Here is a 16550-nt window from a genome sequence, read left to right on the forward strand (position 1 = left end):
TCTATGAACGTACTTTCCATTGTGCTCATCATCCTGTTTTTCGGCCTGCTCATCGCCATCCACGAGTTCGGCCACTTCATCGCCGCCAAGACTCTGGGGGTGAAGGTCAACGAGTTTGCCATCGGCATGGGCCCCAAGCTGCTGCACAAGGAGAAGGGGGAAACCCTTTACACCATTAGAGCCTTCCCCATTGGCGGCTTCTGTGCCATGGAGGGGGAGGGGGAGTCCTCCGACGATCCCCGGGCCTTTGGCAACAAGGCATGGTGGAAGAAGCTCATCATTCTGGTGGCCGGTGCGTTCATGAACTTTGTGGCCGGCGTGGTGATCATTGTGGCCATCTTCCTGGCGGCGGGCAGCCCCTCCATGCCGGTGGTCACCGGCTTCATGGCGGGGGCCGAGGATATCATCCAGACCGGCCTGCAGCCCGGCGATCAGATCTGGTCCATCGACGGACACCGCATCTACTTCCAGACCGACGCCTCCATTTTCCTGAGCCGGGCCGGAGAGCAGGTGGATATGGTGGTGCTGCGGGACGGGGAGAAGGTGGACCTGGGCACCATTGATCTGTCCTATCGCCAGCTTAGTGATGAAAACGGCAACCAGGTGACCAAACGGGGCATCTATATCGGCCAATTCCAGGAAGACACCCCCCTGACCCTGCTGCGCAACAGCTGGTATCAGGCGGTGGACTACGTCCGCATGGTGTGGATGGGTCTGGGCGACCTGATCACCGGCGCGGTGGGCCTCAATGATATGTCCGGCGTCATCGGCATTGTGGCGGTGGCGGGGGACGTGGGCCAGGCAGGCGCGGAGGCGGCGGGCCTGTTCGGCCTGTTCATCAATATCCTGGACTTCACCGCCCTTATCGCCATCAACCTGGCGGTGATGAACCTGCTGCCCATTCCGGCCCTGGACGGCGGGCAGATCCTCTTTGTCTTTGTGGGAGGCATTTACCGCCTCTTCACCCGGAAGAAGATCAATGAAAAGTATTTGGGTTATGTAAACGCCGTGGGCTTTTTCTGCCTCATCGCCCTGATGGTGGTGGTGGCGGTCAACGACGTGATCAAGCTGTTTTAACAGGGAGGAAGCGCAATGACCAAACAGATCCTTGTGGGCGGCGTCCCGGTGGGGGGCGGTGCCCCTGTCACCATTCAGTCCATGACCAACACCCGCACTGACGACGTCCGGGCCACGGTGGACCAGATCCTCCGCTTGGAGGAGGCGGGCTGCCAGATCATCCGGGTGGCGGTGCCCGACATGGCCGCCGCCAAAGCGGTGGGAGCCATCAAGGCGGGCATCCATATCCCGCTGGTGGCGGACATCCACTTCGACTACAAGCTGGCCCTGGCCTGTGTGGAGGAGGGATGCGACGCAGTGCGCATCAACCCCGGCAACATCGGCGGGGAGGACCGGGTGAAAGCGGTAGCGGAGGCCTGTAAAGCCAGAAAGCTTCCCATCCGTATCGGCGTCAACGGCGGTTCCCTGGAAAAACCCCTGCTGGCCAAGTACGGCGGGGTCACCCCAGAGGCCCTGGTGGAGTCCGCCTTCGGCCACATCGCCCTGCTGGAGCAATATGACTTCCACAATATCTGCGTGTCCCTCAAGTCCTCCTCGGTGGTCACCACCATGGCGGCCTACCGGCTGATGAGCGAGAAGAGCGATTATCCGCTCCATCTGGGCGTCACCGAGACTGGCACCACCCGGATGGGCACCATCAAGTCCGCCATCGGCATCGGCGGCCTGCTGGCCCTGGGCATCGGCGACACCCTGCGGGTGTCCCTGTCCGCCGACCCGGTGGAGGAGGTGTACGCCGCCCGGGATATTCTGAAGGCCCTGGGTATGGCGGAAAATGAGCCCAATCTGGTGTCCTGCCCCACCTGCGGCCGCACCCGCATCGACCTCATCGGCCTGGCTAACCAAGTGGAGGAACGGCTGAAGGAGGTCCACAAGCCCATTACCGTGGCGGTGATGGGGTGCGTGGTCAACGGCCCCGGCGAGGCCTCCGCCGCCGATGTGGGAATTGCCGGCGGGCAGGGGGAAGGCCTGCTCTTCCGCAAGGGAGAGATCGTGAAGAAAGTACCCCAGGAACAGCTGGTGGACGAGCTGTTCCATCTCATCGACCAACTGTAAAGCAGGAGCGTGTCCTATGCCTGAAGCACAAAAGATCCCATTTCTCAAACTCTTTTCCGCCTGGCGGCCCGGCGATCAGCTGGCGGCCATGACCCAGGACTACCTGGTGACCCGGGCGGTCATCGACAAGCATACCCGGTCCATCAAGGCCCAGGTGGAGTGCGCTGCGCCGCCCCCGGAGGGGCTGCGCCATCGCATCGAGCGCAGCATCGCCCTGGCTTACCGGGTGGAGTTGGTGGAGCTGGAGATTGCTGTACCGGCAGCGGCTGAGCAACCCGCCGCTGCGCCTGCCCCGGAGCAGCCGGCGCCCGTTCAGAAGCCCCAGACGCCGCCGGTGGAGGACGACGCTGCCGCCGCCTTCCGCCGCACCGAGGAGATCCGCCGCAAGGCCCTGGAGAGCCTGAAGACCGCTCGTCCCGTGGAGAAAAAGGCACCCAAAGAGGGGAAAGGGAAACTGCTTTATGGACGCCATGAGATCAAGAAGGAGCCCATTCCCATGGGCACCCTGGATCTGGACATGGGCACCGTCATCGTGGAGGGCGACGTGTTCGCCGTGGACCACCGGGAGCTGAAAAAGCGTGGGGCCTGGGTGGTCTCCTTCGATATGACCGACTACACCGGCTCGGTGCGCATCAACAAGTTTTTCCCTGGCGACGAGGGCAAACCCCTGGTGGATGGGGTAAAGAAAGGTCAGCACCTTTACATTCAGGGCAAGCTGAACATTGACCGGTTCACGGGCGACATGGTGCTGGAGCCCTTCGCCGTCATGGAGGGCAAGAAGGAGCCCAAGATGGACAACGCCCCCGAGAAGCGGGTGGAGCTCCATCTCCACACCAACATGTCCGCCATGGATGCCCTCACCGCTGTAGGGTCCAAGATGGACTCTCCTATCGGCGTGGACAAGAACGTGGTGAAGCGGGCGGAGCGGTGGGGCCACCGGGCCATCGCCATCACCGACCACGGCGTGGCCCACTCCTTTCCCAACGCCTGGCACTCCGCCAAGAATATCAAAATCCTCTACGGCGTGGAGGCCTACTTCATCAACGACGTGGACGACCGGGTGGTCATCCATGGTGACAAGGATCAGAACTTTACACAGGATATCGTCTGCTTTGATATCGAGACCACCGGCCTGGACAAACGCACCGAGGCCATCACCGAGATCGGCGCCGTGGTGCTGCGCAACGGGGAGGTGGTGGAGCAGTTCTCCACCTTCGCCGACCCCGGCCGCCCCCTGACCCGGGAGATCACCCAGCTGACCGGTATTACCGATGAGATGCTGGAGGGAGCCCCCTCCCAGGAGGAGGCGGTCAATGCCTTCCTGGACTTCGTGGGGGACCGGCCCCTGGCTGCCCACAACGCGGAGTTTGACATGGGCTTCATCGGGGAGGCCTGCCGCCGGATGGGGCGGCCCTTTGAGAACACCTCTCTGGACAGCCTGATTTTGGCCCAGAACCTGCTGCCCGATCTGGGCAAGTACAAGCTGGACATTGTGGCAAACCACCTGAATCTGCCCGCCTTCAACCATCACCGGGCTTATGACGACGCGGCCACGGTGGGCTATATGCTGGTACCCTTCTTCCGGATGCTGTCCGATATGGGCGTTCACACCCTGCAGCAGATCAACCCGGCCATGTCCAAACTGCGCTCGGGCGGCAAGGCCAAGCGGCAGCCCAAGCACCTCATTGTGCTGGCCAAGAACCAGCTGGGCCTGCGCAACCTCTATAAGCTGATCTCCGCCTCCTACCTGGACCACTTCAAGCGCTATCCCATCATGCCCAAGAGCCTCATCAACCAGCACCGGGAGGGCCTCATCATCGGCTCGGCCTGTGAGGCCGGCGAGCTGTTCCAGGCCATCGTCAAGCGCAAGGAGTGGAACGAGCTCAAGCGCATCGCCTCCTGGTACGATTTTCTGGAGATCCAGCCCCTGTGCAACAACGCCTTTATGCTGCGCAAGGGTATGGTGAAGAGCCAGGAGGATCTGAGGGACTTCAACCGCACCGTGGTGGCCCTGGGCGACGCCCTGGACAAGCCGGTGTGCGCCACCGGTGACGTCCATTTCCTGGACCCGGAGGACGAGATCTACCGCCATATCCTGCTGGCCTCCAAGGGCTTTGACGACGCCGACTCGCCCCTGCCCCTCTACTTCAAGACTACCCAGGAGATGCTGGACGAGTTTGCCTACCTGGGTAAGGAGAAGGCCTACGAGGTGGTGGTGCGCAACACCAACCTGGTGGCCGACTGGTGCGAGGACGTGGTGCCTTTGCCCCGCGGCCTGTTCGCCCCCAAAATCGAAAACTCTGCCGAGGAGCTGACCCGGCTGGTGTGGGATAAGGCGAAAGCCCTTTACGGCGAGGAGCCTCCCCAGATCGTGGTGGACCGCATCAATGCCGAGCTGGGGGACATCATCAAATGTAAGTACGACGTGATCTACATGTCGGCCCAGAAGCTGGTGCAGGACTCCCTGGACCACGGCTATCTGGTGGGCTCCCGTGGCTCGGTGGGCTCCTCCCTGGTGGCCTTCATGTCGGGCATCACCGAGGTGAACTCCCTGCCGCCCCACTACCGCTGCCCCAAGTGCAAGCACTCCGACTTTGAGGCGGCCAAGGAGTTGGGCATCGGCTGCGGCGCCGACATGCCGGACGCCGTCTGCCCGGTGTGCGGCACTCCCTACGCCAAGGACGGCTTCAACATCCCCTTCGAGACCTTCCTGGGCTTCGGCGGCGACAAGGTGCCTGATATCGACCTGAACTTCTCCGGCGAATACCAGTCCAGCGCCCACCGCTACACCTTTGAGCTGTTCGGCCAGACCCACGTGTTCCGGGCGGGCACCATCGGCACGGTGAAGGACAAGATCGCCTTCGGCTATGTGAAGCACTACCTGGACGACCACGGACTCCACGGCACCCGGGCGGAGGAGAACCGCCTGTCTTTGGGATGCAGCGGCGTCAAGCGCACCACCGGCCAGCACCCCGGCGGCATGGTGGTCATCCCCCAGAACCGGGAGATCTACGACTTCTGCCCGGTACAGCACCCCGCCGACGACCCCAACAGTGACATCATCACCACCCACTTTGAATATCACTCCATGGAGTCCAACCTGCTGAAGCTGGACATGCTGGGCCACGATGATCCCACCATGATCCGCATGCTCCAGGACCTGACGGGGGTAGACCCCCAGACCATCCCCCTGGACGACAAGGATACCATGAGCATCTTCACCTCCTCCAAGGTGCTGGGCTTTGAGGACGACCCCATTCTGGGCCCCACCGGGGCCGTGGCTATTCCGGAGTTCAACACCAAGTTCACCCGGGGCATGCTGGTGGACACCCAGCCCCACCAGTTCGACATCCTGCTCCGCCTGTCCGGCTTCTCCCACGGCACCGACGTGTGGCTGGGCAACGCCCGGGACCTGATCGTGGACCAGGGCATCCCCGTCGGCCAGGCCATCGGCTGTCGTGACGACATCATGATCTTCCTCATCTCCTGCGGCATGCCGGAGAAGCGCTCCTTTAAAATCATGGAGGCGGTGCGTAAGGGAAGAGGTCTGCCTGAGGGGGCGGAGGAGGAGATGAAGGCCGCCGGCGTGCCCGACTGGTACATCGGCTCCTGCAAGAAGATCAAGTACCTGTTCCCCAAGGCCCACGCGGTGGCTTACGTGATGATGGCCTTCCGCATCGCCTGGTTCAAGGTCCACCATCCCCTGGCCTTCTACGCCGCCTTCTTCTCCATCCGGGCCAAGGCCTTCGACGCCACCTGCATGTGCATGGGCATGGATGTGTGCAAGGCCAAGATGAAGGAGATCGAGAGCAAGGAAAAGCCCACCCCCGTGGAGGAGGACACCCTGGTCACCCTGGAAGTGGTGTACGAGTTCTATCTCCGGGGCTTCTCCTTCGAGCACATGGACCTGTACCGGTCTCACGCCATCAACTTCCTGCCCGATATGGAGAAGGGTACCCTGCTGCCCCCCTTTACCTCCATCCCCGGCCTGGGCGAGACGGCGGCCCTGTCCATTATGGAGCAGCGGCAGGGCAAGCAGTTCATCTCCGTGGAGGAGTTCTCCGCCGCCTGCCCCAAGGTGTCCAAGACCCACATTGAGCAGCTCAAGGCGGTGGGCGCCCTGGACGGCATGCCGGATACGAGCCAGATTACCTTGTTTGACGGATTTTAAGAAAAGGGGTGTCCCGCTCCACTTGTTTTTTCCAGAGAAGGATGCTACTATAGACTCATCTTTTCATATGATAGAGGTGTATCACCATGTTGGATCAAAAGGTTGCCGCGCTGCTCAATGAGCAGGTAAACAAGGAATTTTACTCCGCCTATCTCTATCTGGACTTCTCCATTTATTACGATGACATCGGTCTGGACGGCTTCTCCAACTGGTACCGGATCCAGGCCCAGGAGGAGCGGGACCACGCCATGCTCTTTTTGCAGTACCTGCAGAACAACGGCTGCAAGGTCACGCTGGACGCCATCCAGAAGCCGGACAAGGAGCTCAAGGACAAGCTGGAAGTTCTGGAGTTTGGCCTGGAGCACGAGCAGTATGTCACCAGCCTGATCAATACCATCTATGAGGCCGCTCAGAACGCCAAGGACTTCCGCACCACCCAGTTCCTGGACTGGTTTGTCAAGGAGCAGGGCGAGGAGGAAAAGAACGCGGAGGACATGATCAAGAAGATGAAGCTGTTTGGCGACGACGCCAAGGGGCTTTACATGCTCAATACTGAAATGGCTGCCCGGGTATACAGCGCCCCCAGCCTGGTCCTCTAAGCAGCTCAAACGGGCAGCCCCTCACGGGCTGCCCTCATTTTATATCGTTGGCTCTTGACAAAAAACGGATACCATAGTATATTAGCGTGGTAAAGCGATAAAGCAAAGGGCGTGATCCCATGAAATTCAACATCAACACCCCCGAGGGCACCCGGGACCGGCTGTTTGCCGAGTGCCAGGAGCGGCGGCAGGTCCAGGCCAAGCTGACCCGGCTGTTCCGTCAACGGGGATTTCTGGAGGTCTCCACCCCGGAGACCGAGTTCTATGACCTGTTTGCCCGGTCGGGCAGCGCCATCCCCCAGGAGCGCATGATCAAGGTGGGGGACCCCAGCGGCAAGTTCTGCGTCATGCGGCCCGACTCCACCACCCCCATTGCCCGGGTGGCGGCTACCAAGCTGAAGGCGGTGGCCATGCCTCAGCGGCTGTACTACGACCAGACGGTATACCGGGCCAACCCCGCCCACAACGGCGGCAGCCGGGAGATCCCCCAGTGCGGGGTGGAGCTCATCGGGGCAAAAGGGAAGAAGGCGGATGTGGAGATCATCGTCACCGCCATCGACGCCCTGCGGTGCTGCGGGGCCCCCAAGTTCCATGTGGAGCTGGGCCATGCCGGATATTTCCGGGAGCTGGCCGGCCGGCTGGAGCTGGATGACGCCGCCGTGGAGGAGATCCGGTCCCTCATCGAGGGCAAGAACTTTGCCGCCCTGAAGGATTTTCTGGAGCCCTGGCGGGGCAACCCGGCCTGCGCCGCCCTGGAGCAGCTGAGCCGCCTCTTCGGCGGGGTGGAGGTGCTGGGTCAGGCGGAAAAGCTGGCGGGGAAGACCCCGGCAGTGGATTATCTGTCCGAGCTGTATGACGAGCTGTCCGCCGCGGGCTACGGCCCCTACATCCGCTTCGATCTGGGCATGGTCCATCAGATCGACTACTACACCGGCGTGGTCTTCCGGGGCTACGTGGAGGGAGCGGGGGACGCCGTGCTCTCCGGCGGTCGGTATGACAACCTGGTGGGCATCTTCGGCCGGGAGGCCCAGGCCACCGGCTTTGCCGTGGACGTGGACGCGGTGGCCCGCACCCTGCCCGAGATGGTGCTGCCGGTGCTGCGCACCGTGGTCCACTATGAGCCGGGCTATCTGGCCCAGGCTTTGGAGGCGGTGGACGGCCGCCCCGCCGGTACCTGCGAGCTGTCCCCCTGCCGTACCCTGGAATCCAGCCTCAATCTGGCCCGGGACAAAGGGGCGGAGATGGTGCTGGTGTACGACAAGGACGGAGAAAGGACGGTGCGGGTATGAGCGAGCGGCTGAAGATCGCCATTACCAAGGGGCGGCTGCTGGACAAGAGCATGGAGCTCTTCGAGGGGGCCGGGCTGGACTGTTCGCCCATCAAGGACCCGGGCCGCCGGCTGGTCCACTGTGTGCCCAACTACCCCCTGGACGCGGTGCTGGCCAAGGCCCCCGACGTCATCACCTATGTGGAGCACGGGGTGTGCGACCTGGGCATCGTGGGCAAGGACACCATCCTGGAAAAGGGGGGCTCCTTCTACGAGGTGCTGGACCTGGGCTTCGGCAAGTGCCGCTTCGCCCTGGCGGTCAAGGCGGGGAGCGACTTCTACGGCACCTACAAGACCCGGCGCATCGCCTCCAAGTACCCGGAGGTGACCCGCGCCTTCTTTGCCGGCAAGGGCATGGACGTGGACATCATCAAAATCGAGGGCAGCGTGGAGCTGGCCCCCATTCTGGGGCTGGCCGACGCCATCGTGGATATCGTGGAGACGGGAGCCACCCTGAAGGCCAACGGCCTGGTGCCCATCGAGGATGTGGCCCCGGTATCCGCCCGGCTCATCGTCAACACTGCCAGCATGAAGCTGTACAAGAGCCAGATCGAAGATTTTATCGCCCGTTGTGAGGGAGAATTGGAGAAGCGGACATGATTCAGATTGTAAAAGCAGACGGCGCCGCCGAAAAAGCGGTCATGGCCGCCATGAAGGCCCGGGCGGCCCAGGCCAACCAGGCCATTGACGCGGCGGCGGCCGAGATCATGGAGACCGTCCGGGAGAAGGGCTTTGAAGCGGTGCGGGAGTACTCCCTCCGCTTCGACAAGGCCGAGCCCCGGGAGATCACCGGCGAGGAGCTCCAGGCGGCCTATGACCGCTGCCCGGCAGACCTGATCGCCGCCCTGGAGCGGGCGGCCGCCAATATCAAGGACTACAATGAGAAGCTGCTCATCCGCACCATGGAGTGGACCTCCCCCGACGGAGGGGTGGTGGGCCGCATCGTCCGGGGCCTGACCCGGGTGGGTATCTACGTGCCCGGCGGTACGGCGGCCTATCCCAGCAGCGTGCTGATGAACGCGGTGCCCGCCAAGGTGGCGGGGGTGGAGGAGATCGTCATGGTGACGCCCCCCACCGAAAACCTCAACGACGCGGTGCTGGCCGCCGCCAAAATCGCCGGGGTGGACCGGGTAATCGCCGTGGGCGGCGTTCAGGCGGTGGCCGCCCTGACCTACGGCGCCGGGTTCATTCCCCGGGTGGATAAGCTGGTGGGTCCCGGCAACGCCTTTGTGGCCTCCGCCAAGCGGCAGGCCTACGGTAAGCTGGACATCGACATGGTGGCCGGCCCCTCCGAGGTGCTGGTCATTGCCGACGGCAAGGCCAACCCCAAGTTTGTGGCCGCCGACCTGCTGAGCCAGGCGGAGCACGACAAGCTGGCCTCCGCCGTGCTGCTCACCGATTCTATGGAGCTGGCCCAGGCGGTGGACGGGGAGATCGTCCGCCAGACCGGCTACCTCAGCCGCTCCGAGATCATGGAGTGCTCCCTGCGGGACTTCGGCTGCGCCATCGTGTGCGAAAACCTGGAGGACTGTGCCGCCCTGGCCAACGAGGTGGCTCCGGAGCACCTGGAGATCGTGACGGAGGACCCCCGGGCCCTGCTGCCCAAAATCAAAAACGCCGGGGCCGTGTTCCTGGGGGCCTGGTCCCCGGAGCCTCTGGGGGACTACCTGGCCGGGCCCGACCACGTGCTGCCCACCAGCGGCACCGCCCGGTTCTTCTCACCCCTCAGCGTGGACAGCTTCCTGAAAACCATGAGCGTCATCCAGTATGATCAGGCCAGCCTGGCTCCCATCAAGGACCAGATCATCACCCTGGCTGAGAGTGAGAAGCTGACCGCCCACGCCAATTCCATCAAGGTGCGGTTTGAATAAAGGAGAATGACCATGAGAACATCCCAACTGAGCCGCGCCACCAAGGAGACCGACATCCGCCTCTCCCTCACCCTGGAGGGGGGAGAGGTAAAGGTGGACACCGGCATCGGCTTTTTCGACCACATGCTCACCGCCTTTGCCTTTTACGGCGGCCTGGGCCTGGAGCTCACCGTCAAGGGGGACCTGGAGGTGGACGGCCACCACACCGTGGAGGACGTGGGCATCGTGCTGGGCCAGGCCATGAAAGAGGCCCTGGGGGACCGGAAGGGCATCCGCCGGTACGCCTCCGCCTTCATTCCCATGGACGAGGCCCTGTGCTTCACTGCCCTGGACTTCTCCAACCGGCCCTTCCTGGTGTTTGACGCAGAAATGCCCCAGCCCATGATCGGCGGCTATGACTCCTGCCTCACCGAGGAGTTCATGCGGGCCTTTGCAGTGAACAGTGGATTAACTTTACATATGAAGTGCCACTACGGAAAGAACGCTCACCACATCACCGAAGCCCTGTTCAAGTCCCTGGGCGTGGCGGTGAAAGAGGCCGTTCAGATCACCGGCACCGGGGTCACCTCCACCAAGGGGGTGCTGTGATGGGACGTATTGCTGTTGTGGACTATGGCGTGGGCAACCTGAAGAGCGTCACCAACGCCATGGACTATCTGGGTCTGAAGACCATCATTACCAGCGACCAAAGGGAGCTGGAGCTGGCCGACGCCATTATCCTGCCCGGCGTAGGGGCCTTTCCCGACGCGGCGGACAAGCTGCGGGGAACCGGCCTGGACCGGGTGGTCATCGCCCAGGCGGAACGGAAGCCCATTCTGGGCATCTGTCTGGGAATGCAGCTGCTCTTCGATCAGGGTGAAGAGGTGCGGGAGTGTAAAGGGCTAAGCCTTGTAGGCGGCTGCGTCCGTAAGATTGAGACCGATTTGAAGCTGCCCCACATCGGCTGGAACAGCCTGAGCTTCCCCAACCCGTCGCCCCTGTTTGCCGGAGTGGAGGAGGGCAGCTATGTCTACTTCGTCCACTCCTTCTGCGGTGTGGCGGCCGACCCGGCCACCGTTATCGCCCAGACCGACTACGGTACTCCCGTGGTTGCGGCGGTGGGAAAGAGCAACGTGTACGGCTGCCAGTTCCACCCGGAGAAGAGCGGCGAGGTGGGCCTGCAGATTCTGAGAAACTTCGGAGGGCTGAACACATGATCTTATTTCCCGCCATTGACTTGAAAGATGGTAAGGCAGTTCGCCTTTACAAAGGAGATTTTGCAACGGCTCATCAGGTGGCCGATGATCCGCTGGCCACCGCCAAGGCCTTTTATGACGCCGGGGCCCGCCACATCCATATGGTGGATCTGGACGGCGCCCGCAGCGGTGAGCGGCAGAACGGCGCCATCGTGGAGGCGGTGGCCCGGAGCTCCGGCCTGAAGGTGGAGCTGGGGGGCGGCATCCGCTCCATGGCCGACCTGGAGGAGGTCTTTGCCCTGGGTGTGTGGCGGTGCGTCATCGGCTCCGCCGCTGTCAGCCACCCGGAGTTTGTGAAAGAGGCGGTGGCCAAGTACGGCGAGCGCATCGCCGTGGGCATCGACGCTATGGACGGCATCGTCAAGACCGCCGGGTGGGAGCAGTTCTCCGGCCTCAACTATCTGGACTTTGCAAAGTCTATGGAGACAATGGGTGTAAAGACCATCATCTTTACGGATATTGCCACCGACGGCATGCTGTCCGGCCCCTCTTTTGACCGGCTGGCCGATTTGCAAAAGGCGGTGGACTGTCAGATCGTGGCCTCCGGCGGGGTGTCCTCCAATGAGGATCTGTCCAGGCTGAATGCCATGGACCTGTACGGCGCCATCATCGGCAAGGCCTATTACGCCGGAACGGTGGATCTGGCAGAAGCGGTAAAGGAGGCGGGGGCGCAGTGTTAGCCAAACGAATCATCCCCTGCCTGGACGTGCGGGACGGCCGGGTGGTGAAGGGGGTCAACTTCGTCAATATCCGGGATGCCGGCGACCCGGTGGAGCTGGCCAAATATTATTCGGACCAGGGAGCCGACGAGATCGTCTTTCTGGACATCACCGCCACCAGCGACGCCCGGGACACCGTGGCCGACGTGGTGGAGCGCACCGCAGCTCAGGTGTTTGTCCCCCTGACGGTGGGGGGCGGCATCCGTACCCTGGAGGATTTTCAGCGGCTGCTGCGGGCGGGGGCGGATAAAATCTCGGTGAACTCTGCCGCTGTGGCCCGGCCGGAGCTGATCTCCGAGGCGGCGGAGCGGTTCGGCTCCCAGTGCGTGGTGCTGGCGGTGGACGCCCGGGCCCGGGGAGACGGCAACTGGGAGGTGGTGGTGGCCGGAGGGAGAAAGCCCACCGGCATGGACCTGATCGAATGGGTCAAGCAGGGCGAGGCCCTGGGGGCGGGAGAAATTTTGCTCACCTCTATGGACGCCGACGGTACCAAGGCAGGCTTCGACCTGGCCATGACGAAAGCGGTGACGGACGCGGTGTCCATCCCAGTCATCGCCTCCGGCGGCTGCGGCAGTCTGGCCCACTTTGCGGAGGTATTTGAGGGAACAAACTGCGATGCGGCCCTGGCGGCCTCCTTGTTCCACTTTGGGGAGTTGACAGTGCCCCAGGTAAAGGAGTATCTTACAACCAGAGAGATCCCGGTGCGATAACTCACACAAGGGGGAATATGGTATGCTGGACGATATTTTTGATCTGGTATCCGATCTTTTGGGAGAGAACAAGGTCAACACTCTGGCCGGAGCAGTCCCCAGAACGCCTTCGCCCAGTCAGAAGAAAAAACGGGCGGCAGACCGCCCCACGCAAAAGGCGGCCCACAAGACGCCCAAGCTGACCGCACGCCGGGACCGGCGGGGCGGTGAAGACCCCTGGGACTGGAAGGAAGAGAAGCCGCCCTGGGAATTTTGAGGTGATATCATAATGGATCTGAACGATCTGTTCCAGAAGTCCGACCTAATCCCTGTCATCATCCAGGACGCGGACACCAGGGATATTTTGATGCTGGGTTTCACCAACCGCGAGGCGGTGGAGCTGACCTTAAAGACCAAAACCGCCTGGTTCTGGTCCCGCAGCCGGCAGAAGCTGTGGAACAAGGGTGAGAGCTCGGGCCACTTCCTTCACGTGAAGAAGGTGGTCACCGACTGCGACACCGACACCCTGCTCTACCTCTGCACCCCGGAGGGACCCACCTGCCACACCGGGGCGAGGAGCTGCTTTTTCAACACGATTTGGGAGGAAACACCATGAGCGACACCATTTTGCAGGACCTGTACCAGGTGGTGCTGGGCCGCAAGAGCGATCCCCAGGAGGGGTCCTACACCTGCTATCTCTTTGACAAAGGTCTGGATAAGATCCTGAAGAAGGTGGGGGAGGAGTGCTCCGAGACCATCATTGCCGCCAAAAACGGCAAGCAGGAGGAGACGGTGGGAGAGATCTCTGATCTGATCTACCACCTGATGGTGATGATGGCCGATCAGAACATCCCCCTGGACGCGGTGCTGGCCGAGCTGGAGCACCGCAGCCATAAGATCGGCAATCTGAAGCAGATGAAGACCGTCGATCACGAGACTTAACAAGCTGTAGTTATGACAAAACCGGGTCCTGCCGCCAACAGCGGCAGGACCCGGTTTCTTATTTTGCACGTTCGTAGGGGCTGCTGATATTGGTGCGGCCCAGAATATAGTCGGTGGAGGTATGGTAGAAGTCGGCCAGGGTCAGAAGATGGACCACCGGAATGGTCTGGAAGCCCCGCTCATAACGGGAGTACACCGTCTGGCTGATCCCCAGTACCTCGGCAATATCCTTCTGATACAGATCCCTGTCCTCCCGGAGATCCCGCAGCCGCTGAAAATACATTGCTTTGCCCCCTCGCAATAGTACTCATGAATACTATTGACAATACAACAGGTTCTCATTAGAATGTCTAATACAGTACTTATAAGTACTATAAAGGAGGGCATGATGGAACTATATCAGGAAATACTGGCTCACATTTTGCAGAATACGACTGTGAGCATTTCTTTTCCGGAATTGTCTTGTGATATCAGCACGCTCATGGAGCAAAGATGCTATCAAGCCTTACAAAAAATCCAGGCGATCTTGAAGGATGATCGCCTGGATGATACAGAATGCTTTCAAAAGATCGAGGAGATCGTGTGCGTATTTGAGAACTTAGGCAGCGGGTGCGGGACAAGACACGATTTTGGGTAAGGCACAGTCCTTTGTTCTTCTGCTATTTCTGCCCGTAGGTGACGAACAGAGTATACAGCCGGCTGATGGTATTCCAGCTGCCCTGGTCCAGCACACCGGTCTGGGGTTTGCCGTCCAGCTGCTGCACCCAGCGGATATTGTACTGGGTAGCGGCGTCGTTCTGACCGGTGACCGGGGCGGATTGAATGCCGTCCAGCAGCCGGGCCAGAGCTCGGAACATGGACTGCACCAGGTAGAGATGAACGCTTTCCTGGTCGGGCTGTACGGAAAAGTCACAGTTGGGATAGCCCCGGCAGGGGAGAGGGCCCGCCAGCCGGGCCCTGGCCTGAAGGTAGAGGGCGGCGATGGCGTCCCAGGTGGCCTGGTCCACCCGGCCGGTCACCGGCGGGAAGAACTCCCGCTGGAAGAGCATGACGGCCTCCAGGGTGCGCTCCCCGAAAATGCCGTCGGGGGTGAGCCGGGGCAGAAAGTCATAGAGGAAGGACAGCTCCCGCAGCATGGTCTGGAGGCTGCGGACCGGCTGCCCGATGAGACGGATCTCCTGGGGTATGATCATGAGGCGGCTCCTCTCTCGTCGGCGGAGCCCAGTGTCATGGGCTGGCCGGGATACTGGGTCAGGCCGGTGGCCTGGCTTTCGGGCAGATCGGGACGGAACTGTTCGGGGATCACATTGGTATAGGTCTCCACCGTATCCACGATACCGGCATACATCCGGTAGAGAGCGGCCCAGGTCTGGGGGCCCATGATGCCGTCCTGGGGCAGACCGGCCATGCGCTGCACGGCGATGACGGCGTTTTTGGTGGCGGGGCCGTAGATACCGTCGATGGCCACCCGGGGGATGTTGCTGTAAAACTCAGACACCACCGAAAGCACATACTGAATGGTACGCACCGAGTCCCCCCGTGCTCCCTCGGAGAGCACGCTGGGGAAGGGTTGGCCGCTGCCGCCGGGGTAGTAGGTCTGGCCCTGACTGATGAGCTCTGCCAGGTCCAGCACCCCCACATAGAGAAAGACCATCTTGTACCAGGTGGAGTTGCCCACGATGCCGTCAGGGGTCAGGTCAAAGATCTCCTGGAACTTCTTCACCGCCGCCTCGGTGGCCGGACCAAAGACGCCGTCCACCGGGTAGACCTTGGGTATGGCGGGGTAATCCCGTGAGATGCGGTTGAGCATGACCTGGATGCGCTGCACCGCCTCGCCGCTGTCCCCCCGGCGGATGGGATAGCCGGGGTAGGAGTAGCGGATGCCCCGCACCGGGGCGTTGGTCACCAGCTCGATGTTGTCGCCGTAGTAGCTGCGCAGGATGGTCATGTAGTCCGCCCCCTGTTCCGCCATGGCCTGGCTGCCCCACTGGGACAGCCCGTCGCAGGTGACGGTGGTGCCGTTGCAGAATTTGGCGGCCAGCGGCTCCACAAAGCCGATGCGCCGTATGTAGGAGTTGAACATCTCATCCACCAGCTGGCTGATGTTCTCAAAGATGTTGCGGCCCTTGATGAACTTCTGGTCGTAGGCGGTGGACGAGGTGATGTTGAAGGGGTACCCCCGGCTGGGGTAGAACTCGGTGTACACCCGGTTGAGGGCAAAGGAGATGATGGCCAGGATGTTGGCCTGAAGGGCGGCGGTCTCCCAGGTGGGATAGATCTCGCTGGAGGCCACATTCTTCACGTATTCCGGGAAGGAGACCGTCACATTCTCCGCATCGGAGCCGGGCGGTCCCAGATGGACCGTGATGTACTGGGGCACATAGGGGGTGATGGGCAGGGATTCCGGCATACGATCCCTCCTTTACAGATTTTGGGGCGGAACATTCACCGGGTCCTCCGGCAGCAGAGTGGCGGACTGCTCCGGCAGGGGGATCAGTTCCAGTTCCTGCAGGGTCTGGGTGTTGGGGAAGATCTGTACATTCTCCACCACCAGAAGCTCATAGCCCGGCGACTCCACCCAGATATCGCACACGGCGAAGGGTTCTGCGGTGCCGGAGGATTCGCTAGCGGACGGGTCCGGGGTGCCTACCCGGACGGGCTGGGTGCGGCCGTTGGCGTCGGTGACCCGCAGAGCCAGCAGGGTATGGCGGCCCTCGGTACTCCGCTGGGTGAAGGCCACGGTGGCCCCAGCCACGGGGATCTGGGCCCGGGAGGTGAAAACCCGGGTCAGAATGGTTCCTGTTGCGGCCAAACTGCATTCCTCCTTTTCCTTCCACTCTATGCCGGAAGGGGAGGAATTGTCCCGC

General features: G+C 62.0%; 19 protein-coding genes. 15 read left to right on the plus strand and 4 right to left on the minus strand.

Going from position 1 to position 16550, the window contains the following annotated elements; all coding sequences use genetic code 11:
- Positions 1-3 precede the first annotated feature (3 nt).
- The 14 genes from B5G34_RS02255 (at position 4) to hisE (ending at position 13683) form a co-directional block, all read left to right on the plus strand.
- Positions 4-1077 (plus strand): site-2 protease family protein, encoded by a 1074-nt coding sequence (locus tag B5G34_RS02255; RefSeq protein WP_087333847.1) that lies wholly within the window; start codon positions 4-6, stop codon positions 1075-1077.
- Positions 1078-1092: 15 nt separating this feature from the next.
- Positions 1093-2130: a flavodoxin-dependent (E)-4-hydroxy-3-methylbut-2-enyl-diphosphate synthase gene (gene ispG / locus B5G34_RS02260; RefSeq protein WP_087333849.1), complete on the plus strand. Its 1038-nt coding sequence runs from the start codon at positions 1093-1095 to the stop codon at positions 2128-2130.
- A 16-nt stretch (positions 2131-2146) separates the two neighbouring features.
- Positions 2147-6301 carry a PolC-type DNA polymerase III gene (locus B5G34_RS02265; RefSeq protein WP_087333851.1) on the plus strand — a complete coding sequence of 1385 codons (4155 nt, stop codon included), beginning with the start codon at positions 2147-2149 and terminating at the stop codon, positions 6299-6301.
- Positions 6302-6387: 86 nt separating this feature from the next.
- Positions 6388-6900 (plus strand): ferritin, encoded by a 513-nt coding sequence (locus B5G34_RS02270; protein WP_087333853.1) that lies wholly within the window; start codon positions 6388-6390, stop codon positions 6898-6900.
- A gap of 119 nt (positions 6901-7019) precedes the next feature.
- Positions 7020-8189, plus strand: coding sequence for an ATP phosphoribosyltransferase regulatory subunit (gene hisZ / locus B5G34_RS02275; RefSeq protein ID WP_087333855.1), 1170 nt, complete (start codon positions 7020-7022; stop codon positions 8187-8189).
- On the plus strand, positions 8186-8827 hold the full coding sequence (gene hisG / locus B5G34_RS02280; RefSeq protein ID WP_087333857.1) for an ATP phosphoribosyltransferase: 642 nt from the start codon (positions 8186-8188) through the stop codon (positions 8825-8827). The genes hisZ and hisG overlap by 4 nt, the downstream gene beginning before the upstream one ends.
- The gene (hisD, locus tag B5G34_RS02285; RefSeq protein WP_087333859.1) at positions 8824-10098 is read left to right on the plus strand and encodes a histidinol dehydrogenase; all 1275 of its coding nucleotides are present in this window, start codon (positions 8824-8826) and stop codon (positions 10096-10098) included. Before hisG ends, hisD begins: the two co-directional genes overlap by 4 nt.
- Before the next feature lie 12 nt (positions 10099-10110).
- Entirely contained in the window at positions 10111-10686 is a 576-nt protein-coding gene (gene hisB, locus B5G34_RS02290) for an imidazoleglycerol-phosphate dehydratase HisB (RefSeq protein ID WP_087333862.1), read from the plus strand.
- Complete coding sequence (gene hisH, locus B5G34_RS02295; RefSeq protein WP_204245893.1) at positions 10683-11294, plus strand: imidazole glycerol phosphate synthase subunit HisH; 612 nt, start codon at positions 10683-10685, stop codon at positions 11292-11294. The genes hisB and hisH overlap by 4 nt, the downstream gene beginning before the upstream one ends.
- The gene (hisA, locus tag B5G34_RS02300; protein WP_087333866.1) at positions 11291-12013 is read left to right on the plus strand and encodes a 1-(5-phosphoribosyl)-5-[(5-phosphoribosylamino)methylideneamino]imidazole-4-carboxamide isomerase; all 723 of its coding nucleotides are present in this window, start codon (positions 11291-11293) and stop codon (positions 12011-12013) included. Before hisH ends, hisA begins: the two co-directional genes overlap by 4 nt.
- Positions 12007-12762 (plus strand): imidazole glycerol phosphate synthase subunit HisF, encoded by a 756-nt coding sequence (gene hisF / locus B5G34_RS02305; protein ID WP_087333868.1) that lies wholly within the window; start codon positions 12007-12009, stop codon positions 12760-12762. Before hisA ends, hisF begins: the two co-directional genes overlap by 7 nt.
- Positions 12763-12784: 22 nt before the next feature.
- Positions 12785-13018 carry a hypothetical protein gene (locus B5G34_RS02310; protein ID WP_087333870.1) on the plus strand — a complete coding sequence of 78 codons (234 nt, stop codon included), beginning with the start codon at positions 12785-12787 and terminating at the stop codon, positions 13016-13018.
- Positions 13019-13030: 12 nt separating this feature from the next.
- The gene (hisI, locus tag B5G34_RS02315) at positions 13031-13357 is read left to right on the plus strand and encodes a phosphoribosyl-AMP cyclohydrolase (protein ID WP_204245894.1); all 327 of its coding nucleotides are present in this window, start codon (positions 13031-13033) and stop codon (positions 13355-13357) included.
- A complete protein-coding gene (gene hisE, locus B5G34_RS02320; protein WP_087333873.1) occupies positions 13354-13683 on the plus strand; it encodes a phosphoribosyl-ATP diphosphatase in 330 nt (109 codons plus the stop codon). The genes hisI and hisE overlap by 4 nt, the downstream gene beginning before the upstream one ends.
- Positions 13684-13741: 58 nt before the next feature.
- Here the strand turns inward: hisE and B5G34_RS02325 are convergent, their stop codons facing one another.
- Positions 13742-13966 carry a helix-turn-helix transcriptional regulator gene (locus B5G34_RS02325; protein ID WP_087333875.1) on the minus strand — a complete coding sequence of 75 codons (225 nt, stop codon included), beginning with the start codon at positions 13964-13966 and terminating at the stop codon, positions 13742-13744.
- A gap of 105 nt (positions 13967-14071) precedes the next feature.
- On the opposite strand from B5G34_RS02325, the gene B5G34_RS02330 reads away from it, so the two are divergent.
- Positions 14072-14320, plus strand: coding sequence for a hypothetical protein (locus B5G34_RS02330; RefSeq protein ID WP_087333877.1), 249 nt, complete (start codon positions 14072-14074; stop codon positions 14318-14320).
- Between the two features lie 22 nt (positions 14321-14342).
- Here the strand turns inward: B5G34_RS02330 and B5G34_RS02335 are convergent, their stop codons facing one another.
- Genes B5G34_RS02335 through B5G34_RS02345 form a run of 3 tightly spaced genes read right to left on the minus strand, consistent with a single transcriptional unit; the run spans position 14343 to position 16495 of the window.
- Entirely contained in the window at positions 14343-14876 is a 534-nt protein-coding gene (locus tag B5G34_RS02335; protein WP_242956767.1) for a peptidoglycan-binding domain-containing protein, read from the minus strand.
- Positions 14873-16093 carry a peptidoglycan-binding protein gene (locus B5G34_RS02340; RefSeq protein ID WP_087333879.1) on the minus strand — a complete coding sequence of 407 codons (1221 nt, stop codon included), beginning with the start codon at positions 16091-16093 and terminating at the stop codon, positions 14873-14875. Before B5G34_RS02340 ends, B5G34_RS02335 begins: the two co-directional genes overlap by 4 nt.
- Before the next feature lie 12 nt (positions 16094-16105).
- The gene (locus B5G34_RS02345; RefSeq protein ID WP_087333881.1) at positions 16106-16495 is read right to left on the minus strand and encodes a spore cortex-lytic protein; all 390 of its coding nucleotides are present in this window, start codon (positions 16493-16495) and stop codon (positions 16106-16108) included.
- Between the last annotated feature and the right edge of the window lie 55 nt (positions 16496-16550).

The organism is Flavonifractor sp. An82 (genome assembly GCF_002159265.1).
Taxonomy (GTDB): Bacteria; Bacillota; Clostridia; order Oscillospirales; family Oscillospiraceae; genus Flavonifractor.

Excerpts from the sequence above, each read along its gene's own strand:
- ispG (WP_087333849.1), top strand. The coding sequence starts at position 1,093 with ATGACCAAACAGATCCTTGTGGGCGGCGTCCCGGTGGGGGGCGGTGCC.
- B5G34_RS02325 (WP_087333875.1), bottom strand. The coding sequence starts at position 13,966 with ATGTATTTTCAGCGGCTGCGGGATCTCCGGGAGGACAGGGATCTGTAT.
- hisG (WP_087333857.1), top strand. The coding sequence starts at position 8,186 with ATGAGCGAGCGGCTGAAGATCGCCATTACCAAGGGGCGGCTGCTGGAC.
- B5G34_RS02255 (WP_087333847.1), top strand. The coding sequence starts at position 4 with ATGAACGTACTTTCCATTGTGCTCATCATCCTGTTTTTCGGCCTGCTC.
- hisZ (WP_087333855.1), top strand. The coding sequence starts at position 7,020 with ATGAAATTCAACATCAACACCCCCGAGGGCACCCGGGACCGGCTGTTT.
- hisB (WP_087333862.1), top strand. The coding sequence starts at position 10,111 with ATGAGAACATCCCAACTGAGCCGCGCCACCAAGGAGACCGACATCCGC.
- B5G34_RS02310 (WP_087333870.1), top strand. The coding sequence starts at position 12,785 with ATGCTGGACGATATTTTTGATCTGGTATCCGATCTTTTGGGAGAGAAC.
- B5G34_RS02340 (WP_087333879.1), bottom strand. The coding sequence starts at position 16,093 with ATGCCGGAATCCCTGCCCATCACCCCCTATGTGCCCCAGTACATCACG.
- B5G34_RS02270 (WP_087333853.1), top strand. The coding sequence starts at position 6,388 with ATGTTGGATCAAAAGGTTGCCGCGCTGCTCAATGAGCAGGTAAACAAG.
- B5G34_RS02335 (WP_242956767.1), bottom strand. The coding sequence starts at position 14,876 with ATGATCATACCCCAGGAGATCCGTCTCATCGGGCAGCCGGTCCGCAGC.
- B5G34_RS02330 (WP_087333877.1), top strand. The coding sequence starts at position 14,072 with ATGGAACTATATCAGGAAATACTGGCTCACATTTTGCAGAATACGACT.
- B5G34_RS02265 (WP_087333851.1), top strand. The coding sequence starts at position 2,147 with ATGCCTGAAGCACAAAAGATCCCATTTCTCAAACTCTTTTCCGCCTGG.
- hisE (WP_087333873.1), top strand. The coding sequence starts at position 13,354 with ATGAGCGACACCATTTTGCAGGACCTGTACCAGGTGGTGCTGGGCCGC.
- hisI (WP_204245894.1), top strand. The coding sequence starts at position 13,031 with ATGGATCTGAACGATCTGTTCCAGAAGTCCGACCTAATCCCTGTCATC.
- hisA (WP_087333866.1), top strand. The coding sequence starts at position 11,291 with ATGATCTTATTTCCCGCCATTGACTTGAAAGATGGTAAGGCAGTTCGC.
- hisD (WP_087333859.1), top strand. The coding sequence starts at position 8,824 with ATGATTCAGATTGTAAAAGCAGACGGCGCCGCCGAAAAAGCGGTCATG.